Source organism: Streptococcus oralis, from assembly GCF_019929365.1.
Classification (GTDB): Bacteria; Bacillota; Bacilli; order Lactobacillales; family Streptococcaceae; genus Streptococcus; species Streptococcus oralis_BT.
On sequence record NZ_JAHZPH010000002.1, the window covers coordinates 175,872 to 191,561 of the forward strand.

Sequence of the window (15,690 nt, forward strand, 5' to 3'; positions counted from 1 at the left end):
GAAATTTTTTCCTTCTTAGTTTTGGGATGAGTGGTACAGATTTTTACGAGCATTTTATTATGATGGCAACTGGATGTAGTCTGCACTTGTATTATTTAGGACAAGTGGTATAATTAGTTATACAAATCATACTTAAAGGAGGTGGTGGTTGTGAAAGAACCAAAAGGTAAATATGCTTGGACAGCTACAGTTGGAGAAAAAGGTCAGATAGTAATACCAAAACAGGCGCGCGATGTTTTTAATATCAAACCGGGTGATACGATTCTGCTTCTTGGTGATGAAAAGCGTGGAATTGCCATACCGCCGAAGGGAGCCTTTGCTCACTTGATGGAAATTGCTTTTGAAGAGAAAGAGGATGAATAAAATGAAGTATGTTTTAGAGGTAAATGATATTACAAAAAAATACTCAGCATTTGAATTGAAACCTATAAGTTTTCATATTAAATCAGGTGAGGTTATGGGATTTGTCGGTAGGAATGGAGCAGGTAAGACTACAGCGATTAAATCCATTCTAAATCTTGTTCATCCAGATGCAGGGAATGTCCGTATTCTTGGAATGGATTATCTGGATAATGAAGATGAAATCAAACAACGAATTGGTTATGCAGTGGGAGGAACCAATTATTATAAAAGAAAAAAATTAAAGGATATTGTCGCCATTACTCGTATTTTTTATGATAACTGGGATGATGAATCGTATCGTCATTATCTTGATGCATTTAAGCTTGATGAAAATAAGAAAATTATGGAACTGTCTGAGGGGATGAAAGTAAAATTTTATCTTACTTTAGCTCTTTCTCATCATGCTAAGCTTTTGATTTTAGATGAGCCAACCAGTGGACTTGATCCAGTATCTAGAGATGAGATGAATGAAATCTTTCGAAAACTAGCAGAAAAAGGAGTAGCAATCTTGTTTTCTACTCATATTACTAGTGATTTAGAGAAGTGTGCAGATACTATTACTTATATAAAAAATGGTGAATTGCTTTTATCTGAGAGAAAAGAGGATTTTATCAGTCATTACACGAAAGAAATAGGGCAGAAATCCACACTTGAAGATATTATGGTGCATATTGAAAGGGAAGAGGTGAATTTGTGATGAGAAAACTTCTCTATAAAGAAATGAAACTAACAGCAAATCCTTTGAGCTATTGGTTTATAACTTTTTCAGCTATTACGATGATTCCAAGGTATCCTATTCTTGTCGGTTCCTTTTTTATCTGTCTTGGTATTTTTTATACTTATCAACAAGTTCGAGAATGTGATGACATCACCTACACGGTCATGTTGCCAGTTAGAAAACAAGATGTGGTTACGTCTAAATATTTATTTGTTTTATCTATCGAGTGCATAGCTTTCATATTATGTCTTTTTCTGACGATTATTCGGATGAGACTCTTAGGAGATGCCACACCGTATGTGACAAATCCGTTGATGAATGCAAATGCTGCATATCTTGGCTATATAATGCTTGTATTTGCAACCTTTAACAGTGTTTTTCTCGAAGGCTTTTTTAAAACAGCTTATAAGATTGGGAAGCCTTTTATCCTATTCTGCGCAGTCGCAACTGTTATAATATTCGTGGGAGAGATATTACACCATATTCCTGGATTAGAAAGTTTGAATGATTCTTCAAATTTGAACGTACCACAGATAGTAATATTACTTTTTGGTGTTGCCATATTTAACTTATGCACCTGGTTTTCTTATCAGAAAGCTATAAAAGACTTCGAAAGAATTGATTTATAAAATTGAATACATTAAGTGTCCGTATTTTGTCGGAGAAAATCCAATAGAAAATGGTACTGATAAAGAATTAAAAGTTGTGGAGCTGTTAGAACAGTGTTTTATATGGAAAAAATGTATGGGAAATACCAAAATTGTAGGTATCAGAGTAGCAAAATAAATTTTTATTTCCGTTTGGTACCTATGATGGTGAAATTCCTGTTGGATTTATTATGATTGGCTATGATGTTGACGATTATTGGGACAATCCGCCTGAATGAAAATATAAAAATGTGAACGAAAAATAGACGTTCACATTTCTTTTTTTTATTCTGCAGCTTGTTGCCAACGTTTTGCTAGCTTATGAGACAGGCTAGAAATGGCAAAGTTAAAGATAAAGTAAATCAAGGCAATCAGGATATAAAGACTGAAGACCTGCTCTGGTTCGAAATAACGGCCCATGAGAATTTGGCTGGCGCCAAAGAGTTCTTGTAGAGCGATAACAGAGTAGAGAAGGCTGGTATCCTTAATCACAGTTACAAACTGAGAAATGATGGCTGGCAGCATTTTTCGGATCGCTTGTGGGAGAATGATGTAGTAGAGGATTTGCGCAGAGGTGAATCCTTGCGACATTCCTGCTTCGTACTGGCCCTTGTCCACGGCATTGAGACCACCTCGGATAATCTCAGCCAGGGCTGCTGAGGTAAAGAGGGTAAAGGCAGTGATACCTGCTGGTGTGGACTTCATCTTAAACACCAAAAAGATGGTGAAAATCCAGAGGAGGTTGGGAACGTTACGTACAAACTCGATATAAATGCTGGAGATGATCCGTAAGACAGGATTTTTCCCATTTCTCATAACAGCTAGCACAGTTCCGATAAGGGTAGAGAGAATGATAGCAATCAAAGAGATGTAAAGGGTTAAGCCAAATCCTTTAAAGATAAAGACTAGGTTATCTGGGGTCAAAACTTCTAAAATAGATTCCATAGTAACCTCCTAAAGTGAATAGGCTTTTTTGTTGGCTTGCTCCATCTTACGACCAAACTGGGCAACAGGGAAGCATAGGGCAAAGTAGAGAAGAGCAGCACCTAAAAAGGCTGGAATATAATTTCCGTTGAGAGCAGACCAAGATTTAGTCACAAACATCAAGTCTACTCCAGAGATGATGGCAACTGTAGAGGTGTTCTTGATGAGGTTAACAATTTGGTTGGTTAATGGAGGGAGAATGATACGGAAGGCCTGAGGCAAGATAATCAAGCGCATGGCACTGACATAGGTAAAACCTTGGGACAAGGCGGCCTCCATCTGACCGCTAGGAATAGACTGAATCCCTGAACGAATAACCTCAGCGATATAGGCGCCGTGATAGAGTCCCACACAAAGTACAGCTGTCCAATAAATCGGAATCATGATGGTATGGTCACTGATAAGAGGCAAACCATAGAAGACGATGACAAACTGCACCAAGAGGGGAGTGTTTTGATAAAATTCGACAAAAATACGAGCCAAAACGCGCAAGAATGGGCGTTTGCTGGTTGACATGGCTCCGAAGAAGATGCCCAAAACCATGGCGAGGATAAAGGAACCAATCGCTAGGGCAAGAGTGAAGAGGAAACCATTGAAAAATTGTCCAAAATCCTGAAAATAGGCTGTCCAAGATGATAAATCTGTCATGGGGTGTCCTCCTTAATCTGCTATGTGGCTAGATGGTTTGAGCTTGTAACGGTCATAGAGTTTCTGCAAACTACCATCCTTGCTCCATTTAGTGACCAAGGTATCAAGATAGTCGTTTAGTTCCGTGTTTGATTTCTTGGTGACGATACCGTAGTCAGATGGCTTAAAACTATCATCTAGTAGTTCTGTCCGTTTACTAATGTAGCCAGACAGGATAGAACGGTCTACAGAAAAGGCATCAATACGGTGAGCGTGAAGGGAAGTAATCAATTCTGGGTAGGAACCAAGCTCGACGAATTTAAAGGTTAGACCTTTCTTTTTGCCCAGTTCAGTAATCAAGCCCTGGGTGATGGATCCTTGGGCAACCCCAATAGTTTTACCGTTTAGGTCCTCAATGCTTTTGATATTGGCAGATTTATTGACCAAAAAACCAGAAGCGTCCGTATAGTAGGGAATGGTGAAGTTGTAGAGTTTTTTACGTTCTTCTGTGATGGTAAAGGTCGCGATATCCAAATCGACCTGTTCATTGTCAAGAAGTGGGCCACGGGTTTGAGCGGTAACAGGAACGTAGCGAATCTTGACCTTAAGCTCATCTGCTACCATCTTGGCCAAGTCCGTTTCGATACCAGAATAAGTACCGGTCTTGGGGTCCTTGTAGCCAAAATTCGGAACGTCTTGTTTGACACCAACAACTAGTTCGCCCCTTTTTTGAATGTCTGCGACGCTAGTATCGGCCTGGACTGGTTTGGCAGCAGCAAGGCTGAAAAGGCTAATCAATAATGCGGATAAAAAGAATTTCTTTTTCATAGGCGCCTCCTTATTTGACTTTGTCACTTTCGTGGTTGATAATTTTGCTGAGGAATTGTTGGGCACGAGGTTCGCTTGGATTGTCAAAAAAGTCATCGACATCTGTCGTATCCACCAAAACTTCTCCGTCGGCCATAAAGATAATGCGGTCCGCAACCTCTCGAGCAAAGCCCATTTCGTGGGTAACGATGATCATGTTCATCCCGTCATGTGCCAGCTTCTGCATAACTGCTAGAACATCTCCGATGGTTTCAGGGTCAAGAGCAGATGTTGGCTCATCAAAGAGGAGGAGCTCCGGATGCATGGCAAGACCACGTGCGATGGCGATTCTCTGTTTTTGTCCACCAGATAGCATAGCTGGATAGGAATCTTTCTTGTCCCACATGTTTACAAATTCCAGATATTTTTGGGCTGTTTTTTCAGCTTCTTTTTTATCAATTCCTAGAACTTTAACGGGCGCAAGTGTCACGTTTTCTAACACTGTTTTGTGTGGATAAAGGTTAAAATGTTGAAAAACCATGCCGACTTCCTTACGAAGAGGAACTAAATCTTTCTGGCTAGCACCTGCTACTTGGTGTCCATTGACCAAGAGACTACCTTTGTCAACAGCCTCCAAACCATTAATCGTACGGATAAGAGTGGACTTCCCAGAACCAGAAGGTCCAAGCAGGACAACAACTTGTCCTTTTTCAAAACGGAGATTGATGTCGCGGAGTGCGTGGTAGTCTCCGTAATATTTTTCGACGTTTTTAAATTCTACTAAAGCCATGAGAGATCTCCTTTGTGTTAGATTTTATAACATGATTCTACACCAAAAGATTTGTCTTGTCAAATAATATCAGAAAAAAGTTAGTAAAATTTTTGTACAAAGCAATCTGGATAGAGAAAACGTCTAAATCATGTTATAATGAAGCAATAGAATTCTTAGAAAGAGTGGATGTCTTTTTGATAACACCTACTTATGAATGGCAGTTTGCCCCGCAGGTTGAAGATGCGGATTTTACAAAGATAGCCAAGAAGGCTGGACTGGGTCCTGAGGTGGCGCGGTTATTATTTGAAAGAGGAATTCAGGACGAAGAAAGCCTGAAGAAGTTTTTAGAACCTTCCTTAGAGGACTTGCATGACCCTTATCTGCTCCATGATATGGACAAGGCAGTGGAACGGATTCGTCAGGCTATTGAAGAAGGGGAGAATATCCTCGTTTATGGGGATTATGATGCGGATGGTATGACTTCGGCTTCGATTATTAAGGAAAGTTTGGAACAACTTGGTGCCGAGTGCCGTGTTTACCTGCCCAATCGTTTTACAGACGGCTATGGTCCCAATGCCAGTGTTTACAAATACTTTATCGAGCAAGAGGGGATTTCCTTGATTGTGACAGTGGACAATGGAGTTGCGGGTCACGAAGCCATTGAACTGGCCCAATCTATGGGGGTAGATGTCATTGTGACTGACCACCATTCCATGCCTGAAACCCTGCCAGAAGCCTATGCGATTGTTCACCCCGAGCATCCGGATGCGGACTATCCTTTCAAACAGTTAGCTGGTTGCGGAGTGGCCTTAAAGCTAGCTTGTGCCCTTTTAGAAGAAGTACAAGTGGAGTTGCTTGATTTGGTCGCCATCGGAACTATTGCCGATATGGTGAGTCTGACGGATGAAAACCGTATCTTGGTTCAATATGGTCTGGAAATGTTGGGGCATACTCAACGCATCGGGTTACAAGAAATGTTGGACATGGCTGGGATTGCTGCCAACGAAGTAACAGAAGAAACGGTTGGTTTCCAGATTGCCCCTCGTTTAAATGCCTTAGGCCGCTTGGACGATCCCAACCCAGCCATTGATTTGCTGACTGGGTTTGACGACGAGGAGGCTCATGAGATTGCCCTTATGATTCACCAGAAAAATGAAGAACGCAAGGAAATCGTTCAATCTATCTATGAAGAAGCCAAGACCATGGTGGATCCTGAGAAGAAGGTACAAGTCCTAGCCAAAGAAGGTTGGAATCCTGGAGTTCTAGGAATCGTTGCTGGGCGCTTGCTGGAAGAATTGGGGCAGACAGTCATCGTTTTTAATATAGAGGATGGTCGTGCCAAGGGTAGTGCTCGTAGTGTGGAAGCGGTCGATATTTTTGAAGCCTTGGATCCCCATCGAGAGCTCTTCATCGCCTTTGGAGGTCATGCTGGAGCGGCAGGTATGACGCTAGAAGTGGAGAAACTTTCAGATTTATCTCAGGTCTTGGAGGACTATATCCGTGAGAAAGGATCAGACGCTAGTGGTAAGAACAAGTTAAATCTAGATGAGGAGTTGGATTTAGAGACACTTAGCTTAGAAACGGTTAAAAGTTTTGAACGTTTGGCACCTTTTGGGATGGACAATCAGAAACCTGTTTTTTACATCAGGAATTTCAATGTCGAGAGTGCTCGCAGTATGGGGGCGGGAAATGCTCACCTCAAACTAAAAATTTCTAAGGGAGAAGCGAGTTTTGAAGTGGTGGCTTTTGGTCAGGGTAGATGGGCGACGGAGTTTGCTCAAACAAAAAACCTAGAATTGGCAGTCACCCTGTCTGTCAACCAATGGAATGGTCAAACTGCTCTCCAGTTGATGATGGTGGATGCGCGTGTAGAGGGTGTTCAACTCTTTAACATTCGTGGGAAGAATGCAGCCTTGCCAGAAGGGGTTCCAGTCTTGGACTTTGCTGGAGAATTACCAGAATTAGCGACCAGTGAAGCGGTTGTTGTGAAAACCATTCCTGAGGATATTACCCTGCTTAAGGCCGTTTTTCAGGAAAAAAATTTCTCTGCGGTTTATTTCAAGAATGACATTGACAAGGCCTACTACCTAACAGGTTATGGGACTAGAGAGCAGTTTACCAAATTGTACAAAACCATTTACCAATTCCCAGAATTTGACATACGCTACAAACTTAAGGACTTAGCAGCCTATCTCAATATCCAACAAATCTTGCTGGTCAAGATGATTCAAGTATTTGAGGAACTGGGCTTTGTAACTATCAAAGATGGTGTCATGACTGTCAATAAAGAAGCGCCGAAAAGGGAAATTGCTGACAGTCAGATATATCAAAATCTCAAACAAACTGTAAAAATTCAAGAAATCATGGCGCTGGGTACCGTGCAAGAAATTTATGACTTTTTAATGGCAGAAAACTAGAAGATAGGAAAGAGTTGGGCAACCAGCTCTTTTTTGAAAACAAATCTTCATTTTGAAAATCATCAAAAAAATGGTATAATGGTAGGAAAAGATTCGGCTGAAAGTTTTAGAACTTTTAGAATAAGAGGGTAAATCTACCCTATAATCAAGATAAACTAAGGTTTCGGAGGGAAAATGAGTAATATCAGTTTAACAACACTTGGTGGTGTACGTGAAAATGGGAAAAATATGTATATCGCTGAAATCGATGGATCTATTTTTGTTTTGGATGCAGGGCTTAAATACCCTGAAAATGAACAACTAGGGGTTGACGTCGTCATTCCAAATATGGACTATCTTTTTGAAAATAGCGACCGTATCGCTGGGGTCTTCTTGACCCACGGGCATGCGGATGCCATTGGTGCTCTGCCTTACCTTTTGGCAGAAGCGAAGGTGCCTGTGTTTGGCTCTGAGTTGACCATTGAGTTGGCGAAACTCTTTGTTAAAGGAAATGATACGGTTAAGAAATTCAATGACTTCCATGTGATTGATGAGGATACAGAGATTGATTTTGGAGGGACTGTGGTTTCCTTCTTCCGTACAACTCACTCTATCCCAGAAAGTTTGGGAGTTGTCTTGAAAACAAGTGAAGGTAGCATCGTTTATACAGGTGACTTCAAATTTGACCAGACAGCTAGTGAATCCTATGCGACAGATTTTGCCCGTTTGGCAGAAATTGGCCGTGATGGTGTCTTGGCGCTCCTTAGTGATTCTGCGAATGCAGATAGCAATATCCAGGTGGCAAGCGAGAGTGAAGTTGGAGATGAAATTACCCAGACCATTGCAGACTGGGAAGGTCGTATTATCGTTGCAGCAGTTGCCAGCAACCTTTCTCGTATCCAGCAGGTTTTTGATGCTGCTGCGGATACAGGTCGCCGAGTTGTTTTGACTGGATTTGATATTGAAAATATCGTCCGAACAGCGATTCGTCTCAAAAAATTGTCTCTAGCTAACGAAAGTCTCTTAATCAAACCCAAAGAAATGTCTCGTTTTGAAGATCATGAGTTGATTATCCTTGAGACTGGTCGTATGGGGGAGCCTATCAATGGACTTCGTAAGATGTCTATCGGACGCCACCGTTATGTGGAAATCAAAGATGGAGACTTGGTTTATATCGTAACCACTCCATCTATCGCCAAAGAAGCCGTCATGGCGCGTGTTGAAAACATGATCTACCAAGCTGGTGGTGTGGTGAAACTCATTACCCAAAGCTTGCGAGTATCTGGACACGGGAATGCGCGTGATTTGCAGTTGATGATCAATCTCTTGCAACCAAAATACCTCTTCCCTATTCAAGGGGAGTACCGTGAGTTGGATGCGCATGCCAAGGCTGCCATGGCAGTTGGAATGTTGCCAGAGCGTATCTTCATTCCTAAAAAGGGAACGACCATGTCCTACGAACACGGAGACTTTGTCCCAGCTGGAGCAGTTTCTGCAGGTGATGTCTTGATTGATGGAAATGCCATCGGGGATGTTGGAAATGTGGTCCTTCGTGACCGTAAGGTCTTGTCAGAGGATGGAATCTTTATCGTGGCGATCACTGTCAACCGTCGTGAGAAGAAAATTGTGGCTAAGGCCCGTGTTCACACGCGTGGATTTGTTTATCTCAAGAAGAGTCGCGATATTCTCCGTGAAAGTTCAGAATTGATTAACCAAACGGTAGAAGAGTATCTTCAAGGTGATGACTTTGACTGGGCAGATCTCAAAGGCAAGGTTCGTGATAATCTGACCAAGTACCTCTTTGATCAAACCAAGCGCCGTCCAGCAATCTTGCCAGTCGTGATGGAAGCAAAATAATAAGCAGAATACCTACAGAAAAAGTCGAATTTCGGCTTTTTCTTATAGAATAGTATAAAGGAGAAAACCATGGCAGTTATGAATATTGAGTATTACTCAGAAGTTTTGGATATGGAGTGGGGCGTTACCGTACTCTATCCAGATGCTAGTCGGGTGACTAAACCAGATTGCACAGATATTCCTGTTCTTTATCTTTTGCACGGAATGTCAGGAAATCAAAATAGCTGGCTCAAGCGAACCAATGTCGAGCGTTTGTTGCGCGGGACTAATCTCATTGTCATCATGCCCAATACTAGCAATGGCTGGTACACAGATACCCAGTACGGTTTTAACTACTTTACTGCCCTAGCAGAAGAGTTGCCTCAGGTTATGAAACGTTTCTTCCCCAATATGACCAGCAAGCGAGAAAAGACCTTCATAGCAGGTCTCTCCATGGGAGGTTATGGTTCCTTTAAGCTGGCTCTCGCAACCAATCGTTTTTCTCATGCGGCTAGTTTTTCTGGTGCGCTTAGTTTTCAGGAATTCTCTCCTGAAAGTCAGGATCTGGGGTCACTTGCCTACTGGCGAGGAGTTTTTGGAGAGATTAAAGACTGGACAGCTAGTCCTCATTCGCTTGAAAGCATGGCTGCGAAATCGGATAAAAAGACCAAACTATGGGCTTGGTGTGGGGAGCAAGACTATCTCTACTCTGCCAATAATCTCGCAGTGAAAAACCTCAAAAAACTTGGTTTTGAGGTGACCTATAGTCATAGTCCAGGTAAGCACGAGTGGTACTACTGGGAAAAACAATTGGAGTGTTTTTTAGCTACATTACCAATTGACTTTGTTTTGGAAGAGCGCTTATCTTAGTTTTAGGTTTCTTTCAGTTTTTTTGAGTAAAATAGAGAATCTATCTTGATCAAGTAGAATGTGATTTTAAGATAGGTTCTTATTTTTATGAAAGGTGGAGCGTCATGTTCTGGATTATTCGATTATTCTTCCGATTTCTGTTGGGAATTTGGCGTTTCTTCTGGCGTCTGGTTTGGACTGTGGTCATTCTACTGCTCATTGCCTTTGGAGTGGTTTGGTATCTGTCTGGTGATTTTCATTCTGCTGTCAATCAGGTTGAAAAAATGAGCAAGATTGGTCAAGGTGGCTGGAATCAATGGAGGGAGATGGGAACGCTGGAAGTCTTGTCTCAGACAGACAGTCACCAACATGCAGAAGGAAAGTGGGCTCAGACCTCAGCTCGCATCTATATTGAGCCTCAAATGGATGAGACCTTCCAAGGTGCCTATGCAGAAGCTATAAAAAAACTGGAATCAAACGGGAGCCTTTACCTTTGAGGTGGTTGCGGATCCTAGCCAGGCAGATATTGTGGCAAGTGAGATGAATGATGGCTCGACCGCTGTAGCTGGTCAAGCCGAGAGTCAAACCAATTTGTTGACCAATCAATTTATATCTGTAACAGTTCGCCTGAATCACTATTATCTATCCAATCCAAACTATGGTTATTCTTATGAACGAATCGTGCACACGGCGGAGCACGAGCTGGGGCATGCCATCGGTTTGGATCATACCAACGAAACTTCTGTCATGCAGCCAGCAGGTTCCTACTATGGAATTCAGCCTCGGGATGTGACAGCTGTTCAAGAACTCTATACCAGTAGCGACTAGATGAAGTCGGTACAATCTAAAATAAAATCAAGGCTCCTCCATCAAGCGATTGGTGGGGCTTTTTGTTCGTCCTGCTACAGCCTTTTTGCTATAATGGAACTATGAATAACTTGATCAAATCAAAACTAGAGCTCCTGCCGACCAGCCCTGGTTGTTACATTCACAAGGATAAAAATGGCACTATTATCTATGTAGGAAAGGCTAAAAATCTGCGCAATCGCGTGCGATCCTATTTCCGTGGCAGTCATGATACCAAGACGGAGGCTCTGGTGTCTGAAATTGTGGATTTTGAATTTATCGTCACTGAGTCCAATATTGAGGCACTTCTCCTAGAAATCAACCTGATCAAGGAAAATAAGCCTAAGTACAATATCATGCTCAAGGATGACAAGTCTTATCCCTTCATCAAAATCACCAATGAGCGCTATCCTAGCTTGATTATCACCCGTCAGGTCAAAAAGGACGGTGGTCTCTACTTTGGTCCCTATCCAGATGTGGGGGCAGCCAATGAAATCAAGCGACTCTTGGATCGGATTTTCCCTTTTCGTAAGTGTACTAATCCACCGTCTAAGGTTTGTTTTTACTACCATATCGGCCAGTGTATGGCCCATACTATCTGTAAAAAAGATGAGGCTTATTTCAAGTCCATGGCTCAGGAGGTTTCTGATTTCCTAAAAGGGCAGGATGACAAAATCATCGATGACCTCAAGGGCAAGATGGCAAAGGCGGCTCAAAGTATGGAATTTGAACGTGCAGCGGAATACCGTGACCTGATTCAGGCCATTGGAACGCTTCGGACCAAGCAACGGGTTATGGCAAAAGATTTGCAAAATCGGGATGTCTTTGGCTACTATGTGGACAAGGGCTGGATGTGTGTGCAGGTTTTCTTTGTCCGTCAGGGCAAGCTCATTGAGAGGGATGTCAATCTCTTCCCCTACTACAATGATCCGGATGAGGACTTCTTGACCTATGTGGGACAATTCTATCAAGAAAAATCTCACCTGCTTCCCAATGAGGTGCTGATTCCGCAGGATATCGATGAAGAAGCAGTCAAGGCCTTGGTGGATACCAAGATTCTCAAACCCCAACGTGGGGAGAAAAAACAACTGGTCAATCTAGCCATAAAAAATGCTCGTGTTAGTCTGGAGCAGAAGTTCAATCTGCTAGAAAAATCTGTTGAAAAGACCCAAGGAGCTATTGAAAATCTGGGACGCTTGCTCCAAATCCCGACCCCAGTACGTATCGAATCCTTTGATAACTCTAATATCATGGGAACAAGTCCTGTTTCAGCTATGGTGGTCTTTGTCAATGGCAAACCAAGTAAAAAAGACTACCGAAAGTACAAGATAAAAACGGTTGTCGGTCCAGATGATTATGCCAGTATGCGTGAAGTCATTCGCAGGCGTTATGGTCGAGTTCAACGAGAAGATTTAACTCCGCCAGATTTGATTGTGATTGATGGGGGACAAGGTCAAGTCAATATCGCAAAGCAAGTCATCCAAGAAGAGCTAGGTTTGGATATCCCAATTGCAGGTCTGCAAAAGAATGATAAGCACCAAACCCATGAACTGCTCTTCGGAGATCCACTGGAAGTGGTAGAGTTATCTCGCAATTCTCAGGAATTTTTCCTGCTCCAACGCATCCAAGATGAGGTGCACCGCTTTGCTATCACTTTCCACCGCCAACTGCGCTCCAAAAACTCCTTTTCATCACAACTGGATGGGATTGACGGTCTAGGACCTAAACGCAAGCAAAATCTCATGAAACATTTTAAGTCTCTCACTAAAATCAAGGAAGCCAGTGTGGATGAGATTGTCGGAGTTGGGGTGCCAAGGGCAGTCGCAGAAGCTGTTCAGAGAAAGTTGAACCCTCAGGAAGAAGTGGAATGGGCTCAAGTAGCGGAAGAGAGAGTAGATTACCAAACGGAAGGAAATCATCATGAACCATAAAATCGCAATTTTATCAGATATTCATGGCAATGTGACTGCATTAGAAGCGGTGATTGCAGAATCTTCGGCGGATTTAGATGATTAATATATAAATAAAAGGCCGTAAAAACGGTCTTTTGTGGTATAATGGGAAAGAAGTGAACCAGAATGGAGTGTCAATTATGATACCTTTAGAAAAATCAAATCCGTCTGAAGTTGAGAAAATTTGCTTGGAATTATATAAAAAAATGAGTTTTCAAGGTTATCCTGAATTTAAAAATGATTTAAATAGTTGGGTAGCTAGTAATGTACCAGAGCTAGCAAGTGAAAGGGATGCTTTTCTAAAGATAATGATAGGTGAGTATTCATTTTTAGAGAATCTTAAAGAATTGTTGGATAATTTCGTAGATGAAGAACCTAGATTAGCAGAGTATCTAAAAAAATCTTATGGAAAGATAGATTCGAGATTAAGGAAGAAATTAATTGATTTAAAGAACGTTTCGGTATGCCCGTATTGCAATCGTAATTATATAAACTCAACATATAAAATACTTCATTGTAATAATTGTAATCAAGACTTATTTATAATTGATGAGGTTGAAAAAGAATGTCCGGGTTGCAAGCAAGAAATTAGTGGTCAGACTAAAGTAGTAAACACTGCTCAACTAGACCACTTTTTTCCAAAAGACAGCTATCCACTATTTGCGGTTTCATTTTATAATTTAATTCCTAGTTGTTATAGTTGTAATCATGTGAAATCAAATAAGGATTTAGAATATAATCCTTATGATACTAGTTTTCCATTCGATGATGTAAAGTTTACATACATTCCAAAGTCTGTCGATGAGATTAAAATCAAAATTGTTTCTTGTGATATTAACTTTGAAAATGGAATTCGTGATTTGGGTATAGAGGAGCTATATCAAAGCCACATTGATGTGGTCAATGAATTGATTTGGAAAAAAGAAGTATATACAGATAGTTATAGAGAGGGTTTGTCAGAAATCTTAAATCAAACAAACCTTGAATTGAGCAAGGCTGAGGTGAATCGCTTTATAACAGGTCACTACACAGACAAAGAAAATTATGGGAAAAGACCACTTTCAAAAATGGTTACAGATATTAGCAAAGAAATTGGACTAGTAGGAGAAGAAGAATGAAATTAATTGCTTTGGTGATTAAACAGTATGATGAGCTTTTTAAGAATCAGATTTTTAATTTTTCAGATGAATATAAAGTAAATTTTGATTTTGAAACGAATGAATTAAAAATTGATAAAAATCCAGATTATATTGAAAATTTTTATGGAAGATCAGTTAATAATATTAGTTTAATATCAGGGATAAATGGTAGAGGGAAGTCTAGTATATTAAATATGCTTGTACATTATGATGTATTTCAAAATAAGGAAGCTTTTATTGAAGATAAAATATATTGTTTAGTTTTAAAAAGTGAAACAGAATTATATTTTGAGTACGTTTATAATTTCTTTGATAGTAGTAAATATAGTCTTTATTTTGATGGTGAGCTGATGACTGGATTTTCTACTTTTATGGAGGGAAAAAACAAAGGGAGTATTAAGAGTTTTATATATAATTTAGAAAGTAGAGATAGTAGAAAAAATCCAAACATTTCAAGTATTATACTTGGCTTCTTACAAAGTCGTTTTAAAGAAAAACTTAAGAGGTACAGTGTATATAATAAAAATAAAAATCATCAAACTATTATTAACAGACATTTCACAGAAGCATATCCTAGCGATATTTTTGGAACTTATCAAAATTTGTATAAGGATGGACTAATTAAATCGGACCTGAAATTAAAATTGGAAATACAACTTGAAAACATAGAAGAGATATTTCCTTATATGAAATATGAGGAATATAAAAATAAGACAAAAGCCGAACGGTTTGGAGAGTTTGCCGAATTTAAAGAAGACTTTCTTGAGGGACTAGATTTAATAGAAGATGAATCAGTACGTGAAGTTTGGAGAACTATATATGACTTAAAAAAAGAGCAAAAACTAACAACTGAGTTGGATATTAACAGACAACAAAATTTTTTAATAGCCAATATAGTTTATAGATATCAAGAGGAGTTACCTAGATTATTTTTAGAATTTAATAAAAGTTTTAACAAATATTTAGATGATAAAAATCTAAGTCTTAAAAGAAAAAAAAGATTATTTTCTGAGATTGCAATTACCATGTCTACTGGAGAAACTAATCTTTTACTTTTAATTAGTGAGATTAAAAGAGTTTTATCTAATAATATTTCCCGTGATCACTACATAATTTTAATTGATGAAATAGAGACAGGTATGCACCTCGAATGGTCTAGAAGCTTAATAAACTTTTTAGTCAACTATATAAATGAAATCAACAAAATAGGGAGAATGAGCTTCCAACTCATCTTCACAACCCACTCTCCCTATATGTTATCTGATATTAAACCAGGAAATGTGATTATGCTTGAAAAGAATCAAGAAACTGTATATTCAGAAGGTAAAGTTCTTCAAAACACTTTCGCTAAGAATATACAAGAAATCATGAAGGAAAATTTGATTGATAATATTTATGGTGATTTTGCCTTAGCGAAGATTAACTCTATGATTGAAAGACTTAATGGGGAAGAGGAGCAGGAAGGAAATGAAGAAGAACTATTAAAAGAAATTCATTTAATCAGCGAGCCTATTCTTCGTAATAAATTATTAGAGATGTATGATAAGAAATACAATACCTCAGAATTTAGTATTGAAAAACAACTACAGAAGTTGAATCTGAATGAGGAACAACGCCAGCAGGTCAGAGCAATGATTGAAGAAAATATAAGTAGTGCCAATGCGGATAAATAGTATTTGTACATAAATTGTTTTAAATAGCAAAACCAAAGAATA

13 protein-coding genes and 2 pseudogenes are annotated in these 15,690 nt (G+C 39.9%); 11 read left to right on the plus strand and 4 right to left on the minus strand.

The window, feature by feature from the left end; genetic code table 11:
• Positions 1-150: 150 nt before the first annotated feature.
• The 3 genes from K1I53_RS04425 to K1I53_RS04435 are packed head-to-tail and all read left to right on the plus strand — an operon-like array spanning position 151 to position 1,749.
• On the plus strand, positions 151-363 hold the full coding sequence (locus K1I53_RS04425; RefSeq protein WP_223328546.1) for an AbrB/MazE/SpoVT family DNA-binding domain-containing protein: 213 nt from the start codon (positions 151-153) through the stop codon (positions 361-363).
• Between the two features lies 1 nt (position 364).
• Positions 365-1,099 carry an ABC transporter ATP-binding protein gene (locus K1I53_RS04430; RefSeq protein ID WP_223328626.1) on the plus strand — a complete coding sequence of 245 codons (735 nt, stop codon included), beginning with the start codon at positions 365-367 and terminating at the stop codon, positions 1,097-1,099.
• Positions 1,099-1,749: an ABC-2 transporter permease gene (locus tag K1I53_RS04435; protein WP_033583466.1), complete on the plus strand. Its 651-nt coding sequence runs from the start codon at positions 1,099-1,101 to the stop codon at positions 1,747-1,749. Before K1I53_RS04430 ends, K1I53_RS04435 begins: the two co-directional genes overlap by 1 nt.
• A 303-nt stretch (positions 1,750-2,052) precedes the next feature.
• Here K1I53_RS04435 and K1I53_RS04440 read toward each other — a convergent pair whose 3' ends face one another.
• The 4 genes from K1I53_RS04440 to K1I53_RS04455 are packed head-to-tail and all read right to left on the minus strand — an operon-like array spanning position 2,053 to position 4,975.
• The gene (locus K1I53_RS04440) at positions 2,053-2,712 is read right to left on the minus strand and encodes an amino acid ABC transporter permease (RefSeq protein ID WP_198459951.1); all 660 of its coding nucleotides are present in this window, start codon (positions 2,710-2,712) and stop codon (positions 2,053-2,055) included.
• 9 nt (positions 2,713-2,721) lie between these two features.
• Positions 2,722-3,399, minus strand: a complete 678-nt coding sequence (locus K1I53_RS04445) for an amino acid ABC transporter permease (protein ID WP_223328547.1) — start codon at positions 3,397-3,399, stop codon at positions 2,722-2,724.
• A 12-nt stretch (positions 3,400-3,411) separates the two neighbouring features.
• Entirely contained in the window at positions 3,412-4,206 is a 795-nt protein-coding gene (locus tag K1I53_RS04450) for a transporter substrate-binding domain-containing protein (protein ID WP_223328548.1), read from the minus strand.
• 10 nt (positions 4,207-4,216) lie between these two features.
• Entirely contained in the window at positions 4,217-4,975 is a 759-nt protein-coding gene (locus K1I53_RS04455; RefSeq protein WP_045617531.1) for an amino acid ABC transporter ATP-binding protein, read from the minus strand.
• Between the two features lie 176 nt (positions 4,976-5,151).
• Between K1I53_RS04455 and recJ the strand changes: the two genes are divergently transcribed.
• The 8 genes and pseudogenes from recJ (at position 5,152) to K1I53_RS04490 (ending at position 15,648) form a co-directional block, all read left to right on the plus strand.
• Positions 5,152-7,374, plus strand: a complete 2,223-nt coding sequence (gene recJ / locus K1I53_RS04460; RefSeq protein WP_223328627.1) for a single-stranded-DNA-specific exonuclease RecJ — start codon at positions 5,152-5,154, stop codon at positions 7,372-7,374.
• 174 nt (positions 7,375-7,548) lie between these two features.
• Complete coding sequence (locus tag K1I53_RS04465; protein ID WP_223328549.1) at positions 7,549-9,210, plus strand: ribonuclease J; 1,662 nt, start codon at positions 7,549-7,551, stop codon at positions 9,208-9,210.
• 69 nt (positions 9,211-9,279) lie between these two features.
• The gene (locus K1I53_RS04470) at positions 9,280-10,059 is read left to right on the plus strand and encodes an alpha/beta hydrolase (RefSeq protein WP_223328550.1); all 780 of its coding nucleotides are present in this window, start codon (positions 9,280-9,282) and stop codon (positions 10,057-10,059) included.
• Between the two features lie 104 nt (positions 10,060-10,163).
• Positions 10,164-10,866, plus strand: a pseudogene (locus tag K1I53_RS04475) (M57 family metalloprotease).
• Positions 10,867-10,967: 101 nt separating this feature from the next.
• Entirely contained in the window at positions 10,968-12,815 is a 1,848-nt protein-coding gene (gene uvrC / locus K1I53_RS04480; protein WP_223328551.1) for an excinuclease ABC subunit UvrC, read from the plus strand.
• Positions 12,805-12,879, plus strand: a pseudogene (locus K1I53_RS09365) (metallophosphoesterase family protein); the annotation flags it as partial. The gene uvrC and the pseudogene K1I53_RS09365, both read left to right, overlap by 11 nt.
• Positions 12,880-12,976: 97 nt before the next feature.
• Entirely contained in the window at positions 12,977-13,954 is a 978-nt protein-coding gene (locus K1I53_RS04485) for a hypothetical protein (RefSeq protein WP_084973341.1), read from the plus strand.
• A complete protein-coding gene (locus K1I53_RS04490; RefSeq protein ID WP_223328552.1) occupies positions 13,951-15,648 on the plus strand; it encodes an AAA family ATPase in 1,698 nt (565 codons plus the stop codon). The genes K1I53_RS04485 and K1I53_RS04490 overlap by 4 nt, the downstream gene beginning before the upstream one ends.
• The last annotated feature ends 42 nt before the right edge of the window (positions 15,649-15,690 follow it).

What these genes read in the sequence shown, in the direction of transcription:
- K1I53_RS04470 (WP_223328550.1), top strand. Translation starts at nt 9,280, where the DNA reads ATGGCAGTTATGAATATTGAGTATTACTCAGAAGTTTTGGATATGGAG.
- K1I53_RS04435 (WP_033583466.1), top strand. Translation starts at nt 1,099, where the DNA reads ATGAGAAAACTTCTCTATAAAGAAATGAAACTAACAGCAAATCCTTTG.
- K1I53_RS04440 (WP_198459951.1), bottom strand. Translation starts at nt 2,712, where the DNA reads ATGGAATCTATTTTAGAAGTTTTGACCCCAGATAACCTAGTCTTTATC.
- K1I53_RS04490 (WP_223328552.1), top strand. Translation starts at nt 13,951, where the DNA reads ATGAAATTAATTGCTTTGGTGATTAAACAGTATGATGAGCTTTTTAAG.
- K1I53_RS04445 (WP_223328547.1), bottom strand. Translation starts at nt 3,399, where the DNA reads ATGACAGATTTATCATCTTGGACAGCCTATTTTCAGGATTTTGGACAA.
- K1I53_RS04485 (WP_084973341.1), top strand. Translation starts at nt 12,977, where the DNA reads ATGATACCTTTAGAAAAATCAAATCCGTCTGAAGTTGAGAAAATTTGC.
- K1I53_RS04450 (WP_223328548.1), bottom strand. Translation starts at nt 4,206, where the DNA reads ATGAAAAAGAAATTCTTTTTATCCGCATTATTGATTAGCCTTTTCAGC.
- K1I53_RS04465 (WP_223328549.1), top strand. Translation starts at nt 7,549, where the DNA reads ATGAGTAATATCAGTTTAACAACACTTGGTGGTGTACGTGAAAATGGG.
- K1I53_RS04455 (WP_045617531.1), bottom strand. Translation starts at nt 4,975, where the DNA reads ATGGCTTTAGTAGAATTTAAAAACGTCGAAAAATATTACGGAGACTAC.
- uvrC (WP_223328551.1), top strand. Translation starts at nt 10,968, where the DNA reads ATGAATAACTTGATCAAATCAAAACTAGAGCTCCTGCCGACCAGCCCT.
- K1I53_RS04430 (WP_223328626.1), top strand. Translation starts at nt 365, where the DNA reads ATGAAGTATGTTTTAGAGGTAAATGATATTACAAAAAAATACTCAGCA.